The 17,496-nt window shown below is 58.8% G+C and carries 17 protein-coding genes and 2 pseudogenes; 14 read left to right on the top strand and 5 right to left on the bottom strand.

Going from position 1 to position 17,496, the window contains the following annotated elements:
- Positions 1-20: 20 nt before the first annotated feature.
- The 6 genes and pseudogenes from ACYZTM_RS16610 to ACYZTM_RS16585 all read left to right on the top strand — a co-directional run bounded on the left by ACYZTM_RS16610 (position 21) and on the right by ACYZTM_RS16585 (position 3,095).
- Positions 21-212 (top strand): antitoxin PaaA2 family protein, encoded by a 192-nt coding sequence (locus ACYZTM_RS16610; RefSeq protein WP_461983521.1) that lies wholly within the window; start codon positions 21-23, stop codon positions 210-212.
- 332 nt (positions 213-544) lie between these two features.
- Positions 545-841 (top strand): hypothetical protein, encoded by a 297-nt coding sequence (locus ACYZTM_RS16605; RefSeq protein WP_131063277.1) that lies wholly within the window; start codon positions 545-547, stop codon positions 839-841.
- A 113-nt stretch (positions 842-954) separates the two neighbouring features.
- A pseudogene (locus ACYZTM_RS16600) lies at positions 955-1,068 on the top strand (transcriptional regulator); the annotation flags it as partial.
- Positions 1,069-1,175: 107 nt separating this feature from the next.
- Entirely contained in the window at positions 1,176-1,547 is a 372-nt protein-coding gene (locus ACYZTM_RS16595; protein WP_461956637.1) for a DUF1493 family protein, read from the top strand.
- Between the two features lie 62 nt (positions 1,548-1,609).
- Positions 1,610-2,098, top strand: a complete 489-nt coding sequence (locus ACYZTM_RS16590; protein WP_461983519.1) for a helix-turn-helix domain-containing protein — start codon at positions 1,610-1,612, stop codon at positions 2,096-2,098.
- Positions 2,099-2,240: 142 nt separating this feature from the next.
- Positions 2,241-3,095 (top strand): EamA family transporter, encoded by an 855-nt coding sequence (locus tag ACYZTM_RS16585; protein WP_461989145.1) that lies wholly within the window; start codon positions 2,241-2,243, stop codon positions 3,093-3,095.
- Positions 3,096-3,157: 62 nt separating this feature from the next.
- On the opposite strand, the gene ACYZTM_RS16580 is transcribed toward ACYZTM_RS16585, so the two are convergent.
- Together ACYZTM_RS16580 and hslO are read right to left on the bottom strand one after the other, a co-directional pair.
- A complete protein-coding gene (locus ACYZTM_RS16580) occupies positions 3,158-4,699 on the bottom strand; it encodes a phosphoenolpyruvate carboxykinase (RefSeq protein ID WP_461983517.1) in 1,542 nt (513 codons plus the stop codon).
- A 179-nt stretch (positions 4,700-4,878) separates the two neighbouring features.
- Positions 4,879-5,781 (bottom strand): Hsp33 family molecular chaperone HslO, encoded by a 903-nt coding sequence (gene hslO / locus ACYZTM_RS16575; RefSeq protein ID WP_461983515.1) that lies wholly within the window; start codon positions 5,779-5,781, stop codon positions 4,879-4,881.
- Positions 5,782-5,919: 138 nt separating this feature from the next.
- Between hslO and ACYZTM_RS16570 the strand changes: the two are divergent.
- A pseudogene (locus tag ACYZTM_RS16570) lies at positions 5,920-6,104 on the top strand (phosphatase PAP2 family protein); the annotation flags it as partial.
- A gap of 172 nt (positions 6,105-6,276) precedes the next feature.
- On the opposite strand, the gene ACYZTM_RS16565 reads toward ACYZTM_RS16570, so the two are convergent.
- Positions 6,277-6,684: an RNA-binding S4 domain-containing protein gene (locus tag ACYZTM_RS16565; protein WP_461983513.1), complete on the bottom strand. Its 408-nt coding sequence runs from the start codon at positions 6,682-6,684 to the stop codon at positions 6,277-6,279.
- Between the two features lie 116 nt (positions 6,685-6,800).
- On the opposite strand from ACYZTM_RS16565, the gene rimA reads away from it, so the two are divergent.
- Genes rimA through rimK form a run of 3 tightly spaced genes read left to right on the top strand, consistent with a single transcriptional unit; the run spans position 6,801 to position 8,979 of the window.
- Positions 6,801-7,580, top strand: a complete 780-nt coding sequence (gene rimA, locus ACYZTM_RS16560) for a S6 modification regulatory phosphodiesterase RimA (RefSeq protein WP_461983511.1) — start codon at positions 6,801-6,803, stop codon at positions 7,578-7,580.
- Positions 7,581-7,597: 17 nt separating this feature from the next.
- Positions 7,598-8,077, top strand: a complete 480-nt coding sequence (gene rimB, locus ACYZTM_RS16555; protein WP_010464766.1) for a retropepsin-like aspartic endopeptidase RimB — start codon at positions 7,598-7,600, stop codon at positions 8,075-8,077.
- Positions 8,074-8,979 (top strand): 30S ribosomal protein S6--L-glutamate ligase, encoded by a 906-nt coding sequence (rimK, locus tag ACYZTM_RS16550; RefSeq protein ID WP_092274955.1) that lies wholly within the window; start codon positions 8,074-8,076, stop codon positions 8,977-8,979. Before rimB ends, rimK begins: the two co-directional genes overlap by 4 nt.
- Positions 8,980-9,150: 171 nt before the next feature.
- Here rimK and ACYZTM_RS16545 read toward each other — a convergent pair whose 3' ends face one another.
- Complete coding sequence (locus ACYZTM_RS16545; protein ID WP_461956631.1) at positions 9,151-10,464, bottom strand: ATP-binding protein; 1,314 nt, start codon at positions 10,462-10,464, stop codon at positions 9,151-9,153.
- Positions 10,465-10,565: 101 nt separating this feature from the next.
- Entirely contained in the window at positions 10,566-11,306 is a 741-nt protein-coding gene (ompR, locus tag ACYZTM_RS16540; RefSeq protein ID WP_010464774.1) for an osmolarity response regulator transcription factor OmpR, read from the bottom strand.
- Between the two features lie 360 nt (positions 11,307-11,666).
- Here ompR and ACYZTM_RS16535 point away from each other — a divergent pair, with 360 nt between their 5' ends.
- From ACYZTM_RS16535 to tauA, 4 genes are all read left to right on the top strand, one after another.
- Positions 11,667-13,991: a Tex family protein gene (locus ACYZTM_RS16535; protein WP_461983508.1), complete on the top strand. Its 2,325-nt coding sequence runs from the start codon at positions 11,667-11,669 to the stop codon at positions 13,989-13,991.
- Positions 13,991-14,374 carry a PaaI family thioesterase gene (locus ACYZTM_RS16530; protein ID WP_461983506.1) on the top strand — a complete coding sequence of 128 codons (384 nt, stop codon included), beginning with the start codon at positions 13,991-13,993 and terminating at the stop codon, positions 14,372-14,374. The genes ACYZTM_RS16535 and ACYZTM_RS16530 overlap by 1 nt, the downstream gene beginning before the upstream one ends.
- A gap of 292 nt (positions 14,375-14,666) precedes the next feature.
- A complete protein-coding gene (gshA, locus tag ACYZTM_RS16525) occupies positions 14,667-16,250 on the top strand; it encodes a glutamate--cysteine ligase (protein WP_461983504.1) in 1,584 nt (527 codons plus the stop codon).
- A gap of 261 nt (positions 16,251-16,511) precedes the next feature.
- Positions 16,512-17,489 (top strand): taurine ABC transporter substrate-binding protein, encoded by a 978-nt coding sequence (tauA, locus tag ACYZTM_RS16520; protein WP_461983502.1) that lies wholly within the window; start codon positions 16,512-16,514, stop codon positions 17,487-17,489.
- Positions 17,490-17,496: the final 7 nt, after the last annotated feature.

Genomic DNA, 17,496 nt, shown 5'->3' with positions numbered 1-17,496 from the left:
TCAACTGTAAACAATTAGAGATGAAACCGATGAAGGAAAAAACACCATGCAAATGCTGTGGGGCTCCCATCGACAAGGCTGCCTACGAGGCGTGGTTCATCAGGCAGGTTCAAGCCAGCATTGATGATCCACGGCCGAGCATTTCTGATGAGGACGCAAGGAAGCTGATGGCGGAAAAACGCGAGAAAATACGTCGCGGAAAATTCCTATAGAAACGGCCTAACGAAGGTTCGGCCCGTTCCTACAAGCGGGGACTCTTTGTCGTCTATCGCTGGCTGGTGGCTCGTATCTATAGTCGTGACTGTCGCTGCTGATTCAGCGGCTCGGGCTTGGTCACCCGAATGGAGCACAGATACGCTTCCGTTGTATGCTGCCGACACCTCAAGTGTCTGCATATTTTATGGTGGCTGTGTTTGGGACGCCTTCGGGCGTGCCGGCAAATGTGTGCTCTCTCACCGGTTGACCAACCCGAACACAGTCCGCCTCCCATCGCTTGGTCACGATGGTGGCGACACCTTTTTTGATTCATTTGAGAGTTTGCACAATGAACGCATTTAATGAGCTCACCGAACGCTACCGTCCACTCAAAACCAACCTCACCGATTCCCCGCCCCTGGTCATCGACACAGAGGCCAACCCTCAGGACATCCTCGAAGCCGCCCTCCAGCGCATCCGAGCCTCCAGTGACCTTCTCAAAACCCTGCACTGCGTTTGCTTCAAACACGGCGACGTCGAAGACATCCCGCACATCACCCACGCGCTCTTCCTCTTAGCCCAGGACGGCTGCGACCTGCTCCAAGTCGCCCAACAACGCATGATGGACTGGAAAGCACCTGCCTGACGCCGAGTGAAGATCGTTCCCACGCTCTGCGTGGGAATGCCTCTACGGACGCTCCGCGTTCGACCCTTGGAACGTCGAACGTCAAAAGTCGTCATCGAACACCGGAGATAACCATGAGCAAATTTTTCGATGAGCTAATGGAAAGCGTGCAACAGATGAACGAAATCATATGCGGTGAGCGTGAGCCTTCCCGCGAATTCCATGTTGATGCGTTGCAAGTCAAAAAAACCGTGGATCGATCGGATGTCTGTGTGGAAGCGATCAACAGATCCTCCCTTCCCCCCAAGCCAGACGCCCAATAAGATCCGCGTAAGCCCAACCGGACACCTCCACCATGAACCTCGCCCCCAACTTCCCCGACGATCACACCATGCACCTGCTCATGCAGTTGCTACACGAAGAGCTCGGCCTGCCCGAACGCAAAACCATTAACCTCACCACCTCGATCAACTTCGACCTAGGCTGCAACGGTGCCGATGCGCGACACCTGATGGAAGCGCTGGAAGAACAGTTCGGGATCGACTTCGTGGACTACGACGCCTATCGCTACTTTCAGCCGGAAGGGTTTGATGTGCATCTCAAGCGAAGAGCAAAGGGTCGCGGTGACAAAGTCCCGCTGACCATCGGCATGCTTTATCAAGCGGTCAAGACGCAACGCTGGGATACACAGGAAATGGAAAGCAAAAACAGCAGAAGCGGCGACTGAAAAAGCCCATAACTGCAATTATTCTGGCGCTATCACCTCAGAAGTGAAGGAATATTAGCTGCATGGCTAGAAAAACAGCGCCACTGCTTCCTCGTACTAAACGACTGCTTACCGAGTTCGGCGGACGCCTGAAACTGGCTCGTTTACGTCGAAGGCTGACCGCCAAAATGGTGGCAGAGCGAGCGGGTATGTCTGTCATGACTTTACGCTCACTGGAGTCGGGTGCTGCTGGGGTGACAATGGGGGCGTATCTGTCAGTGATGCAGGTATTGAGTCTGGAGCAAGACTTGAACAAGCTTGGCGAATCCGATGAGATGGGACGTCGATTACAGGACGCTCAGTTAAGTCGAGCCCCAAGTCCAAAGATCAAAAAAACCAGACACGAACAAAGCACCACTACCGCCAAGGTAAGCAAACCATTCGGCTCTCAGACAGGTGGTGTTGTTCGTGGGTCAGATTACAGCGGGTTTGACCCGGACGACTTCCCACTGAATGCCCACGCTTTCTCCGCTTTATCTACGGAAAAAAAGAAGCCTGAATCCAACACATAACGAGGCATGTAGATTGGGGCGCGTGCGAGGATTTAATACTGGGAAACCGCTCTCCTCGATTTCACCAGCTATCGCCACTTCCAACCCAAGGTTACGATGCGCTCCCCAAACACACCTAAAAGGACATAGCGTGGACGTATTGATGGGTTTGCTCGCTGCCTTGCTTTGGGGCGGCACGGATTTTCTGGTGGGTTTGAACGCCCGCGCGGTCGGCGTCAAGCGCGCGGTGTATTTCGGTCAGGCGCTGGGCTTCAGCATCATGAGCCTGTTGCTGATCGCTTTTCCTGCCTTCATTCTCAAATCGATGTCGGCATCGCTCGATGTCTGGCTGATCGGCATTGTCGCCGCTGTGTTGACCGTGTCCGGTGCCCTGGCCTTGTCCAAGGCGTTCGCCCTCGGCAAGGCCTCTATTGTGGCGCCGCTGGTAACGTCTTACGGTGTGGTCACCACGTTGCTGTCCTGGGCGGGCGGTGAACAGATCAGCCTGGTCCAGTTGCTGTGCATCGCGCTGTGCGTGGTCGGAGTTGTCCTTTCCAGCATCCACTCTGACTCGAAACTTCCACACACCACTCAGGCCAGCAGTTCGATTGCCTATGCGCTGTTGGCGGCTGTTTTTTATGGCACCAGTTTTTGGCTGCAAGGCCGCTTCGTTCTGCCGGTGCTGGGTCCGGTGACGATGCTTTGGCTGGCCTATCTGATCGGGCTGATCGTGCTGGTTGTCATGGTGTTGAAGATCAAGGATGGCTTGAAAATTCCGCCGTTGAAAAACTGCATGACGTTAACAGGTGCCAGTCTGATGAACCTCGGTGGGTTCTCTTCATTTGCCTGGGGCGCGGTGGCGGGATCGGTTTCCGTGGTGACCGTGATCAGCACGCTGTCCGGAGGAATTGCGGCGATTCTGGGATACGTGTTCTTCAAGGAGAGGCTGGCGAAAACACAGGGGCTTGGCGTGGTTTTGGTCTTGGTCGGCGCGTTCGTTTTACACCTGAAAACCTGACCCGAACGCCCACAAAAAAGCCGCCCTCAAAGGGCGGCTTTTTCATTCACTAAATCCAAGCCTTACAACTTAGGCCCAGCAGCCTTGATCGCGTCGCTCACTTCAAACTTCTTGAAGTTCTCAACAAACAACCCGGCCAATGCCTTGGCAGCTTCATCATAAGCAGCCTTGTCAGCCCAGGTGTTGCGCGGGTTCAACAGGCCAGTCTCAACGCCCGGCACAACCAACGGCACGTCCAGGTTGATGGTGTCGAGGTGCTCGGTTTCAGCACCGATCAACGCGCCGCTCTGGATCGCTGCGATCACGCCACGAGTGGTCGGAATGTTGAAACGCTTACCAACGCCGTAGCCGCCGCCGGTCCAGCCGGTGTTGACCAGGTAGACCTTGGAGCCGAAGCCGCGGATGCGCTTGATCAGCAGCTCAGCGTATACGCCAGCCGGACGCGGGAAGAACGGTGCGCCGAAGCAGGTGGAGAAGGTCGATTTGATGCCGCTGCCGGAACCCATTTCGGTCGAGCCCACCAGTGCGGTGTAGCCGGACAGGAAGTGGTAGGCCGCTTGTTCTTCGCTGAGGATCGACACGGGCGGCAGTACGCCGGTCAGGTCGCAGGTCAGGAAGATCACAGCGTTTGGCTCGCCACCGAGGTTTTTCTCGGAACGCTTGGCAACGTGCTCCAGCGGGTACGCGGCGCGGCTGTTCTGGGTCAGGCTGACATCAGTGTAATCGGCGTGCTTGGCGTCATCGATAACGACGTTTTCCAGGACTGCGCCGTGCTTGATGGCTTTCCAGATGACTGGCTCGTTCTTCTCGGACAGGTCGATGCACTTGGCATAGCAACCGCCTTCGATGTTGAAGACAACGCCTTCGCCCCAACCGTGTTCGTCGTCACCGATCAGGTAACGGCTTTCGTCGGCGGACAGGGTGGTTTTACCGGTGCCGGACAGACCGAAGAACAGGGTCACGTCGCCCTCTTCACCGATGTTGGCTGCGCAGTGCATTGGCAGCACGTCGGCGGCCGGCAGCAGGAAGTTTTGCACCGAGAACATGGCTTTTTTCATTTCACCGGCGTAGCGCATGCCGGCGATCAGCACTTTCTTCTGAGCGAAGTTGAGGATCACACAACCATCGGAGTTGGTGCCGTCACGCTCTGGAACGCATTCGAAGTTGGCGACGTTGAGCACCTGCCACTCTTCACGGCCAGCCGGGTTGTACTGGGCCGGGTTGATGAACAGGCAACGACCGAACAGGTTCTGCCAGGCAGTCTGCGTGGTCATTTTCACGGCCAGGTAGTGATCGGCAGACGCACCTACATGGACGTGGGAAACGAAATGCTCTTGCGCGTTGTTGAAGGCCTCGACGCGGTCCCACAGGGCATCGAACTTGTCGGCCGGGAACTTGCGGTTGATCGGGCCCCAGGCAATGGCGGCCTGAGTGGACGGCTCTTCAACGATAAAACGATCGACTGGCGAGCGGCCGGTACGGTGACCGGTGCGAACAACCAGCGCGCCAGTGTCGGCAAGCTCGCCTTCACCGCGATTCAGGGCTTCTTTAACCAGATCATCAACACTCAGATCGGTGTACACGGCGTTATTGGCTTGCGTCATGAGGTTCCCCGTCGGCCAGTGGCCGAGTGCTCCAAACGTTTTGTAGTAGAAAGTCGTGCACTACTACCGCGAAAAAAGTGGGCCGGATTATGCCAGAAAAGCCCAAAAATAGTAGGGCCCTCCCGTCAGAACGGCGTTATTCCGGCGCTGAGCAGTGAATTTACCTGCGCTGAACCGGTTTAGTGCCGGGTATCTGACGGCGTATCGACCCCCGCGCCAGCGAACAATTGGCTGATATCGGCCGCATCAAACAGGTAACGCTGGTTACAGAATTGACAATCGATCTCGATGTTGCCGCCGTGCTCGATGACCAGCGCTTGCGCGTCTTCCATACCCAGACTGACCAGAGCATTACCCGAACGTTCTCGCGAGCAACTGCAACGGAAACGCAGTTTCTGCACGTCGAACAGACGCACCTGCTCCTCGTGGTAGAGGCGATGGAGCACGGTTTCGTTGTCCAGGCTCAGCAATTCGTCGGCGGTCAGCGTCCCACCCAGCGCGGTGATGTGCTGCCAGCTGGCGGCGCGCTCTTCCTCGTCTTTCAAACGATCGGCAGGCAGTTGCTGCAGCAACAGGCCACGGGCGCGACGGCCATCGGCGTACAGCCAGAAACGGGTGCCGACTTGTTGCGACATGACGAAGTAATTAGTGAAGCACTCCGATAGGGTTTCGCCATCCAGATCGACAATACCTTGGTAACGCTGGCCTTGTGTCGGGTCGATGGTCAACGCCAGCACGCCGTTGGGCATCAGGTCGGCAAGCGTCGCGTCGGGGGCAATCCGGTCGGCTTCATAACGGGCCAGACCACGGATTTCGCGCTCACTGGAGCATTCGATCATCAGCAGCGGAATCGGGCCCTCGGAACGGGCCTGAAGAATCAGCAAGCCGTCGAACTTCAGGGTGCCGACCAACAACGACGCGGCTGCCATCAGCTCACCGAGCAATTGCGCGACCGGCTCCGGATACGGGTGTTTGGCGAGGACTTCGGCGTAACTCCGTTCCAACGAAACCAGCTCGCCGCGGGTGTCGCTGTCATCGAAGATGAAGCGTTGGGTGTAGTCGGTATCCGGTAGATCGGTCATAGGTCTGGGTTCTGAAGTAATGACAAAAGGTTACAAAACGTGAAAATTGCGCCTTTGCAGCACCCCACTGGGTGCGCGATGTTCAGCCATGGGAGGCATTTTATGAACAATCCGGGTTAGTTCCAAGCAAGGTGGAACTTGCGCCGGTTGGTTCTAGCAATTTTGTGCCTCTGACGCTGCTGGCCTTTTGGTTATGGCCTACAGGTCAGATGCTGTGTGCGATTTTCGACGAGTGGCTATTTCAGCTGCTGAATGCGCCGCGGGCTAGTTACCCGATATGGCTACACATCTGGGTGATTGCAAGTCAGCGCCCGTTCGATGTGTAGGGCGGGGGTGCGGATGAGTGTGGTGAGTAGCGGTTGATTCTGTGGTGCTGCCGGCGAGTGCTGCGCACTCGATCGCGAGCAGGCTCACTCCCACAAAGGACTGCGCAATACCTGTGGGAGCGAGCCTGCTCGCGATAGCGTCAGCCCAGACGACACAGAAGCAACATCCTCATTCGTCGTTGCTACTGCCACGAAACTTGAACAAATCCCGCCGCTGTTTCTTGCTCGGTTTGCCATCGGTGCTCACGCCCAACGCACCCGCCTTGCGCATGGCCGCGGCCGCTTCGCGCTTGGCGACGCTGGCATCGGTTTCCGCATACAAGGCCTGAGCCTCTGGCGCGCCGCGGCGCACAATCGATAGCGCCTGAACCACCACCGTGCGCTCCTCGAACCCTGTACGAATCTGAAATTCGTCGCCGACCCTCGGCTCCTTGCCCGGTTTGCAGCGTTCACCCCGGCAATGCACCTTGCCGCTTTCAATCGCCGCCTTGGCCAAGGCACGTGTTTTATAAAAACGCGCAGCCCACAACCACTTATCGAGACGGACCTTGTCGTCCTCTTCCTGTTTTTGTGCCATATGAATTCCTCTTTCAACCAATAGTCGGAACTGTACTACCGTTTCTGTCGGGCGCAAGAACTCGGCCCTCCGGATAGACTGTGATCTTGGCCGGCTCACCGGCATGGAGTGATCGAGTGACTATATTCCCGTCTTCATTGACCTCGCCGCAGGGCGGTTGCCAAGGCTGTCAGCAAAGCGAGCCGCTGGGCTTCGATTTTTCTTTTGCCTACCAACCGATCGTCGATCTGCGTGACCGGTCGATTTTTGCTCATGAAGCGTTGGTACGCGGCATTGCCGGGGAAGGTGCGCTGTCGGTGCTCGACCAGGTCAACGAGAAGAACCGCTACCGTTTCGACCAGCTCTGCCGGATGCGAGCGATTGAGGGTGCGGCCAATCTAAACATGCAGACACACTTGTCGATCAACTTCATGCCCAACGCCGTGTACCGCCCGGAGCTATGCATTCGCAGCACCCTGGAGGCCGCGAAAAAACACAATTTCCCGATCAACCGTCTGATTTTCGAAACACTGGAAAGCCAGCACGTAGATAACTATCGCCATTTGACTAATATTCTGCGTGAATACCGCGAATTCGGCTTCAAGACCGCTATCGACGATTTCGGCGCGGGCTACTCGGGGCTCAATCTGCTGGCTGATTTCCAACCGGACCTGATCAAACTCGACATGGCACTGATCCGCGATGTCGACCGCGATCGTGTTCGTCAGGCTATCGTTCGAGGGATTGTCACAATCTGTGCGGAGTTGAACGTTACAGTCATCGCCGAAGGCATCGAAAGCGCCGGAGAACGGGATTTCCTGGCGGACTGTGGAATATTTCTGATGCAGGGTTACTGGTTCGCCAAGCCTGCATTCAAAGCGCTGGCCCAGGTAACGCCTGAGGCCTGGACGCGTTAATCGCCGGTTTTTTCCTATTGAAGACATTTGACCATTTGACCGTTATCGGTCTGCGCGAGTGGGTGGCGCTCCCGGATTTGGGAGTCGCGGGCCTGCGCGCAAAAATCGATACCGGTGCCAGTACCTCAAGCCTGCATGCCACCGACATCGAGCCGTTCGAGCGCGACGGTGAAAGCTGGGTGCGCTTCACCGCGCACCTGGGCACGGTGGTGCAGTTGCGTCATCGACGCTGTGAGGCGCCACTGGTGACGCGCAAAACCATTAAAAGCTCCAACGGTCACGCGCAGATGCGTTACGTGGTCAGCACTACACTGGCCCTGGGTGATCGGGTATGGCGGGTCGAATTCACCCTCGCCTGCCGCAAGTCCATGCGTTATCGCCTGCTCCTCGGTTCCAAAGCCCTGATCGACGGCCAACTGGTGGTCAATCCGGGCATCAAATATGTACAAGACAAGCCGGTGTTCCCGGTATCTACCTCTTCCACAGGTGTTGCATGAAGATCGCTGTGCTGTCGCGGAACCCGCGTCTGTATTCCACTCGTCGTCTGGTCGAAGCCGGTACCGAGCGTGGCCATGAAATGGTGGTGATCGACACCCTGCGCGCCTATATGAACATTGCCAGCCACAAGCCGCAGATCCACTACCGCGGCAAGCCGCTGGAGGGTTTCGACGCGGTGATCCCGCGGATCGGTGCGTCTGTGACATTTTATGGCTGCGCGGTGTTGCGCCAGTTCGAAATGATGGGGGTTTTCCCGCTCAACGAATCGGTGGCCATCGCCCGTTCGCGGGACAAGTTGCGGTCGCTGCAACTGTTGTCGCGCCGGGGGATCGGTTTGCCGGTGACCGGGTTTGCGCACTCCCCGGATGACATTCCCGACTTGATCGACATGGTCAACGGCGCACCGCTGGTGATCAAGGTGCTGGAAGGTACGCAAGGCATCGGTGTGGTGTTGTGTGAAACGGCGACGGCGGCAGAGTCGGTGATTGAAGCCTTCATGGGCCTGAAGCAGAACATCATGGTTCAGGAATACATCAAGGAAGCCGGTGGCGCGGACATTCGCTGCTTCGTGGTCGGTGACAAAGTGATCGCGGCGATGAAGCGCCAGGCCAAGCCTGGTGAGTTCCGCTCCAACCTGCATCGGGGTGGCAGCGCTAGCCTGATCAAGATCACCCCGGAAGAACGCATGACCGCGTTGCGTGCAGCGAAGGTCATGGGGTTGGCGGTGGCGGGTGTGGATATCCTGCGTTCCAATCACGGGCCGCTGGTGATGGAAGTGAACTCGTCGCCAGGGCTGGAAGGGATTGAGACCACCACCGGAAAGAACGTGGCGGGGATCATCATTGATCATCTTGAGAAGAATGGCGGGCCGAATATGACTCGGACCAAAGGCAAGGGTTAACTCCGGAATCATGTGGCGGCAGGGAGGGCGCCTTCGCGAGCAAGTCGAATCGTCGCAGCGCCGCTCCCACACTGGGTCGTGTCGGACACAGATTTTGTGTTCACAGCAGATCAAATGTGGGAGCGGGCTTGCTCGCGAAGGGGCCATCAGCTCCACCAAAAATGCCAGCTCTTAAACCGCATCCCGAGGAAGCATCAACCCAAGCGGCAACCGCACCCGAGCCTCAAGCCCGCCACCCGACCGATTGCGCAACTCAACATTCCCGCCATGCATCGAAGCAATCCGCTTCACGATCGCCAGGCCCAACCCTGTCCCCTTCCCGCCCCGAGCACGATCACCCCGAGTGAAAGGGTTGAAGATCGCTTCCAATTCAGAAGGATCAATCCCCGCCCCACGGTCCATGACGCTCAGCACCACATACGGCGCGCTGGTATCGCCAGACACATAAGCCGCCACCTCAACCCCGCTGCCAGCGTGATGCAAAGCGTTACCGATCAAATTGTTCAGCAGCCGCTTCATCGACACCCGACGCAGGGGAAACGGCTGGATCGGTTCCAGGCGCAGCCGCACTTTTTCTTCGTTCTGGTTGTACGGCGCAGCGACTTCACGCACCAGGTCGCTCAGGTCCACTTCCTCGACAGACTCGTCACGACCATCGCGAATAAACGCCAGGAACTGGTCGAGGATTGCGTCCATGTCTTCGATGTCGCGCACCATCGCGTCGGTCAGGTCGTTGTGGTCGCCCATCAACTCCAGGGACAACCGCAGACGGGTCAAAGGCGTACGCAGGTCGTGTGACACCCCGGCCAGCATCAGCTCGCGCTCGCGACCCGCCTGCTCAACGTCTTCCGCCATCTGGTTGAAAGCCCGGTACACCTCGGTCATCTCGCTCGGTGTGTCGCTGATCGGCAGACGTATGCTACGCCCCTGGCCGAGTTGCCTTGCGGCATAGACCAGACGTTTCAACGGTTGATTGAGCTGGCTGACGAAGATCCACGCCGATGCGGTGGACAGCAGGCCGATAGCGAGGAACCAGCCGAGCACGTTCCAGATTTTCTGGCCGCGCAACGGATGCGGATAGAGCGGCACTTTCAGCCAGCCATCGCCCAGGCTAGGCGCCCGAACCCACAGGGCCGGCGGCGAGTGCATGCGCAATCGAACTTCAGTGTCGGCACCCAGTTCGGCCTGCATCTGCCGCTGATAAATCTCGCTGTAAGGCCAGTGTTGCTCACCTTCCGGCACACCCGCGCCCACTACCCGGATCAGGGTCGCGGCATCAGCAATTTTTTCACGGTTTTTTTCATCGGCAGCCCAATAGGCACGCAGCGTCAGGGCGACGCCGTGGCTGTATTGGCGGTCCACCAGCACGTCTTCGTTCATCAACAGATAAACCAGGGTCAGTGCCTTGGAGAACAGGACGACGATCAGCACCAGCCACAGGGTGCGGGAGAAGAAACTCTGGGGGAACCAAACGGGGGTTTTCATGAATAACCGCTACACACTTGCAGGAGCGAGCGATGCTCGCATATTGCGGATCGCGAGTCTGCGAACAATCGTGCGCAAGACCCGCTCCTACAAATCGCCGATCACTTGGTGGCGGCGCCATCCGGAACAAACACGTAACCCACGCCCCAGACCGTCTGGATGTAACGCGGTTTGGATGGATCGGGTTCGATCATCCGGCGCAGACGGGAGATCTGCACGTCGATGGAACGCTCCAGGGCATCCCATTCTCGGCCACGGGCCAGGTTCATCAGTTTGTCGCGAGTCAGCGGCTGACGCGCGTTCATGACCAAGGCCTTGAGCACCGCGAACTCACCGGTGGTGAGCATGTGCACTTCGTCACCGCGCTTGAGTTCGCGGGTGGCCAGGGACAGCTCGTAGTCACCGAAGGTCACGCTTTCGTCTTCGCTGCCCGGTGCGCCCGGCACCGGCGTCGACTGACGGCGCAGGACCGCTTTGACACGGGCCATCAGCTCATCCGGGTTGAAGGGCTTGGCCAGGTAATCGTCGGCGCCCAGTTCCAGGCCCTTGATGCGACTCAGTTCATCGCCCTTGGCGGTCAGCATGATGATCGGGATCTGATTGTTCGCCGTGCGCAGGCGGCGGCAGGCGGTCAGACCGTCTTCGCCGGGCAGCATCAGGTCGAGAACGACCAGGTTGAACACTTCACGGGCCAGCAGGCGATCCATTTGTTCGGTGTTCGGCACGGCGCGGGCACGGTAGCCCTTGCTGACGAAAAAACGTTCCAGCAGGCTGCTCAGCCCCGGATCGTCGTCAACAATAAGAATTTTTTCGCCTTCAGCATTGTTTGCAGTGCTGCTCATTAGATGCTCCTTTGATCTCGGCGCGCATTATGGCGTAGCTGCCGTTATACGCACCGTGTGCATTGTTAGCAGATTTTTCCTTCACCGCCAGAAATCCGGCCTTCGCGCTACCGCCAGTGATGCCCCTGAATGATAGAACGCTGGTTATAATGCGCGGCCTTTTGTGTCAGGCAACGTCTGATCATGGCTGCAGGTGGCCGCTTTTTATTTTCATGGTGCCGGCAGTCATTGTTCGATTTCACGGGTCAACGGGATACCTGTTGATCCAGGTAGCGGCGCACGCCAGGCCGCTCAACCAGACTCGCCGAGCCTTTATCTCTGCGCCTGCGAGCCTGCTTTCACAATTTGTCAGGTGGTTTTATGGACAGCATCAACAGCCGCATCGCCGAGGAACTCGGTGTACGCCCACAACAGGTCGAAGCGGCCGTCGCGCTACTCGATGAAGGCTCTACCGTTCCCTTCATCGCCCGCTACCGGAAAGAAGTGACCGGCAGCCTCGATGACATTCAGTTGCGTCATCTGGAAGAACGTCTGCGCTACCTGCGAGAACTCGACGAACGGCGCATCAGCATCCTTGCCAGCATCGAAGAGCAAGGCAAGCTGACCCCGCAACTCGAACGCGACATCAAACTCGCCGACACCAAGACCCGCCTCGAAGACTTGTACCTGCCGTACAAGCAGAAGCGTCGCACCAAGGGCCAGATCGCCCTGGAAGCCGGCCTCGGCGAGCTGGCCGACGGCCTGTTCAACGACCCGAGCCTGACGCCGGACGCTGAAGCCGCACGCTTCATAAACGCTGAAAAAGGCGTGGCAGATGTGAAGGCCGCCCTCGAAGGCGCCAAATACATCCTGATGGAACGCTTCGCCGAAGACGCCGGTTTGCTGGACAAACTGCGCAGCTACCTCAAGCAGGAAGCGACCCTCAGTGCCCGCGTCATCGCCGGTAAGGAAGAGGAAGGCGCCAAATTCCGCGACTACTTCGAACACGACGAACCGCTGAAAAGCATGCCGTCGCACCGTGCGCTCGCCATTTTCCGCGGACGCAACGAAGGCATTCTGAGTTCCGCGCTGAATGTCGGCGACGAGCTGCCAGGCACCATGCACCCGTGCGAAGGCATGATCGGCCAGCAATTCGGTATCCAGAACCAGAATCGCGCTGCCGACAAATGGCTGGGCGAAGTGGTGCGCTGGACCTGGAAGGTCAAGCTCTACACCCACCTGGAAACCGACCTGCTGGGCGAACTGCGCGATGGCGCGGAAACCGAAGCGATCAACGTGTTCGCCCACAACCTGCACGACCTGCTGCTGTCGGCCCCGGCCGGCCCGCGCGCCACGCTGGGTCTCGACCCGGGCCTGCGCACCGGTTGCAAGGTCGCCGTGGTCGATTCCACCGGCAAGCTGCTGGATCACGCCACGGTTTACCCGCACGTACCGCACAACAAGTGGGATCAGACCCTCGCCGTGCTCGCCGCCCTGTGCGCCAAGCATGCGGTGGACCTGATCGCCATCGGCAACGGCACCGCCAGCCGTGAAACCGACAAGCTCGCCGCTGAGCTGATCAAAAAATACCCAGCGATGAAGATGACCAAGGTCATGGTTTCCGAGGCTGGTGCATCGGTTTACTCGGCATCGGAACTGGCTTCCAAGGAATTCCCGGACCTCGACGTGTCGATCCGTGGCGCGGTGTCGATTGCCCGCCGCCTGCAGGATCCATTGGCCGAGCTGGTGAAGATCGATCCGAAATCCATCGGTGTCGGCCAGTACCAGCACGACGTGTCACAGCTGAAACTGGCGCGCGGCCTGGACGCTGTGGTCGAAGACTGCGTGAACGCCGTGGGCGTCGACGTCAACACCGCTTCCGTGGCGCTGCTGGCCCGCATCTCCGGCCTCAACGCGACCCTGGCGCAGAACATCGTCAGCCACCGTGACGAGCACGGCGCGTTCAAAACCCGCGCGGCACTGAAGAAAGTCGCGCGTCTGGGCGAAAAAACCTTCGAACAGGCGGCCGGTTTCCTGCGCGTCATGAACGGCGACAACCCGCTGGATTCGTCGGCGGTTCACCCGGAAGCCTATCCGCTGGTACAGCGCATCGCCGCTGAAACCGACCGCGACATTCGCTCGCTGATCGGCGATGCGAGCTTCCTCAAGCGTCTCGACCCGAAGAAGTACACCGACGAAACGTTCGGTCTGCCAACGGTCACCGACATCCTGCAAGAGCTGGAAAAACCTGGCCGCGACCCGCGTCCGGAGTTCAAGACCGCCGAGTTCCAGGAAGGCGTCGAAGAGCTCAAGGACCTGCAACTGGGGATGATCCTCGAAGGCGTCGTCACCAACGTGACCAACTTCGGCGCGTTTGTTGATATCGGAGTGCATCAGGACGGTTTGGTGCACATCTCTGCGCTTTCGGAGAAGTTCATCAAGGATCCGCGCGAAGCGGTGAAGGCTGGTGACGTGGTGAAAGTGAAAGTCATGGAAATCGACATTCCGCGCAAACGCGTTGGCCTGTCGATGCGCATGAGCGACACCCCGGGCGAGAAAATCGACGGTGCCCGTGGTGCACGTCCGGGTTCGGCTCCGCGCCAGTCCCAGAACACCGCACCGCGTAAAGAAACCACGGCGGCGGCCCCGGCCAACAACGCCATGGCTTCGCTGTTCGCCAACGCCAAGCAGTTGAAGAAACGCTGATGGACTTCCCTGCCGGGCTGACCGAAAGCGCGTTTTTCAAGCTGCTGGGGTGTCGCTTGCACAGCCTGGAATCCGGGGTGGCGCAAGTCGCCCTGGCGCTTGAGCCAGAACTGCGTAATCGCGGCGGCAAGCTGCACGGCGGGGCCTTGTTCAGTCTGGTGGACATTGCCATGGGGCTGGCGTGTTCCAGCACCCACGGCTTTGACCAGCAGAGCGCGACCATCGAATGCAAGATCAATTACATTCGCGCCGTTTCTGACGGTGAAGTGATGTGCACGGCGCGGGTGATTCACCCGGGGCGCCGCACGCTGGTGGTCGAAGCTGACGTGATGCAAGGCGACAAACTGGTCGCAAAAGCACAAGGCACGTTCGCTGTCCTGTAGCTAGTGGTCATCAATTTGAGTTAATTTCGGCGCTGTAACCGCAGCGCCGGAGTTCCCTGTGGGAGCGGGCTTGCTCGCGAATGCGGTGGGTCAGATGACTTTAATGTTGCCTGACCCACCGCTTTCGCGAGCAAGCCCGCTCCCACAGGGGATTGCGGCGATCAATCATTGGCTGGCTGCCAGCCGCCGTGTGCGATCCAAAACCAGGCGAAAACGCCAGTTTTAACTTCACCCTTGTAGACCGTCTTGCCCACCCCCATATTGGGGCGACTGACGCGTGAAGGAATCCAACTTGAGCGAACTTCTCAACCGCCGCCTGGCTCTGCTCGGCGAGCGCGCTAACCTCTCTCTGCTCGAACAGTGCCTTCACGGCATCGAACGTGAATGCCTGCGCGTGACAGGCGAAGGGCGCCTGGCGCAAACGCCGCACCCCGAAGAATTGGGTTCCGCGCTGACCAACGAACAAATCACCACCGACTATTCCGAGTCGCTGCTGGAGTTCATCACGCCCGCCCTGCCCGATCCGGCAGACACCCTGGCGAGCCTGGACAGCATTCACCGTTTTGCCTACAGCAAGCTCGGCAATGAGTACCTGTGGAGTCCATCGATGCCGTGCCCGTTGCCGGCCGAGGAAGACATCCCGATTGCCTATTACGGCACGTCCAACATCGGTCAGCTCAAGTACGTCTATCGCAAGGGCCTGGCCCTGCGTTACGGCAAGACCATGCAGTGCATCGCCGGGATCCACTACAACTTTTCCCTGCCGGAAAAGCTCTGGCCGCTGCTTAAAGAGGCTGAAGGCTTTGTCGGCACCGACCGCGACTATCAGTCGTCGGCCTACATCGCCCTGATCCGTAACTTCCGTCGCTACAGCTGGCTGTTGATGTACCTGTTCGGTGCTTCGCCAGCGCTGGACGCCGGGTTCTTGCGCGGTCGCTCGCATCAGTTGGAACAGCTGGACCCGGACACGTTGTACCTGCCGTACGCCACCAGCCTGCGCATGAGCGATCTGGGTTACCAGAGTAACGCCCAGGCCGGTCTGACGCCGTGCTACAACGATCTGACCAGCTACACCGACAGCCTGCGCAAAGCGGTTGCCACGCCGTATCCGGCGTACGTCGAAGTCGGTACGCACCAGGACGGTGAGTGGGTTCAGCTCAACACCAACATCCTGCAGATCGAAAACGAGTACTACTCCAACATCCGTCCAAAACGCGTGACTTACACCGGTGAGCGGCCGATCCAGGCGCTGGTGGCCCGCGGCATTCAGTACGTCGAAGTGCGTTGCCTAGACATCAACCCGTTCCTGCCGATGGGCATCGACCTGCCGGAGTCGCGCTTCCTCGACGCGTTCATCCTGTATTGCGCGCTGAACGACAGCCCGCTGCTGACCAATACCTCGTGCAGCAATGCGACCTCAAACTTCCTCAGTGTGGTCAAGGAAGGTCGTCGTCCGGGCCTGCAATTGCAGCGCGACGGTCAACCGGTCGACCTGAAGGAATGGGCCGCCGAGTTGCTGGAAAAAATAGCTCCCCTCGCGGCGCTGCTTGATCAAAGCCACGGCGGCGATGCCCACAGCAAGGCATTGGATGCGCAGCTGGCCAAGGTCAAGGACCCGTCCCTGACGCCGTCGGCCCAAGTGCTGGCAGCGATGGCCGCGCACAAGGAGAGCTTTGCCCAGTTCTCCCTGCGTCAGAGCCAGGCGCATGCGGAGTTTTTCCGCAGTGAGCCGTTGAGCGGCGAAGATCAGGCGAAGTTTGAAGCACGCGCGCGTTCCTCGCTGGCTGAGCAAGTGGAGCTGGAGCAGAACGAAGTCGGCGATTTCGATGTGTTTGTCGGGTCGTACCAGGCGAGCATTCTGGCGATCAGCAACTAACCTGCCAGTACAAGTCCCCTGTGGCGAGGGGGCTTGCCCCCGCTGGACTGCGCAGCAGTCCCCTGCATTTTTCCGATAAACCGAGTTGATCAAATTACGACTGCTTCGCAGCCGAACGGGGGCAAGCCCCCTCGCCACAAAAGCCCCTGCTTAGAATTTTCCGCTCATAAGCTCATTCGAAAAAGTTATTTATTTTCGGATTCTTAGATCATTTAGTCTCCTTTCACGCCGACTCTCGGTCGCCTGACAAGGAGCTTCCCAATGAAACTGAATTTCCCTCTTCGCCTCCTGGCGGCCGCGTCTCTGGCTGCGGCGAGTTTCCTGGCCCAGGCGGCCGACGTGACCGTCGCCTACCAGACCACCGTTGACCCGGCGAAAGTCGCCCAGGCTGACGGCGCCTACGAAAAAGCCACCAACGCCAAGATCGACTGGCGCAAATTCGACAATGGCGCCGACATCATCGCGGCCATCGCTTCCGGCGACGTGCAGATCGGCTACCTCGGCTCCAGCCCTCTGACAGCAGCGATCACCCGCAAAGTCCCGGTTGAAACCTTCCTCATCGCCACGCAGATCGGTGCCGCTGAAGCCCTGGTCGCCCGCGACGGTTCCGGGATCAAGACCCCGCAGGACCTGATCGGCAAGAAAATCGCCGTGCCGTTCGTTTCCACCGGCCACTACAGCCTGCTGGCCGCGCTGAAACACTGGAACATCGACCCGTCGAAAGTCACCGTGCTCAACCTCGCACCGCCCGCGATCATCGCTGCGTGGAAACGCGGTGACATCGACGCCACTTACGTGTGGGATCCAGCGCTCGGTGTGGCCAAGGAAAACGGCAAAGTGCTGATCACCTCCGGCGAACTGGCCAAGTTCGGCGCGCCGACCTTCGATGCCTGGATCGTGCGTAAAGACTTCGCCGAGAAGCACCCGGAAATCGTCACCGCGTTCGCCAAAGTGACCCTAGGTGCCTACGCCGATTACCGCAAAGACCCGAAAGCCTGGCTCGCCAACCAAAGCAACGTCGACAAGCTGGTGAAACTCTCCGGCGCCAAGGCCAGCGACATTCCGTTGTTGCTGCAAGGCAACGTCTACCCGCTGGCGGCTGATCAGGTGATCACCCTCGGCGCGCCGACCACCAAGGCCATCACCGACACCGCCGCGTTCCTCAAGGAACAAGGCAAGGTCGAGGCCGTGCTGCCGGATTACGCCCCCTACGTCAGCGCCAAGTACATCACCAACTGACCGGGAG

It is taken from the genome of Pseudomonas sp. MDT2-39-1 (genome assembly GCF_054898085.1).
Note: the sequence above shows the minus strand (reverse complement) of the source record. Positions and strands in the feature narration are given on the sequence as shown.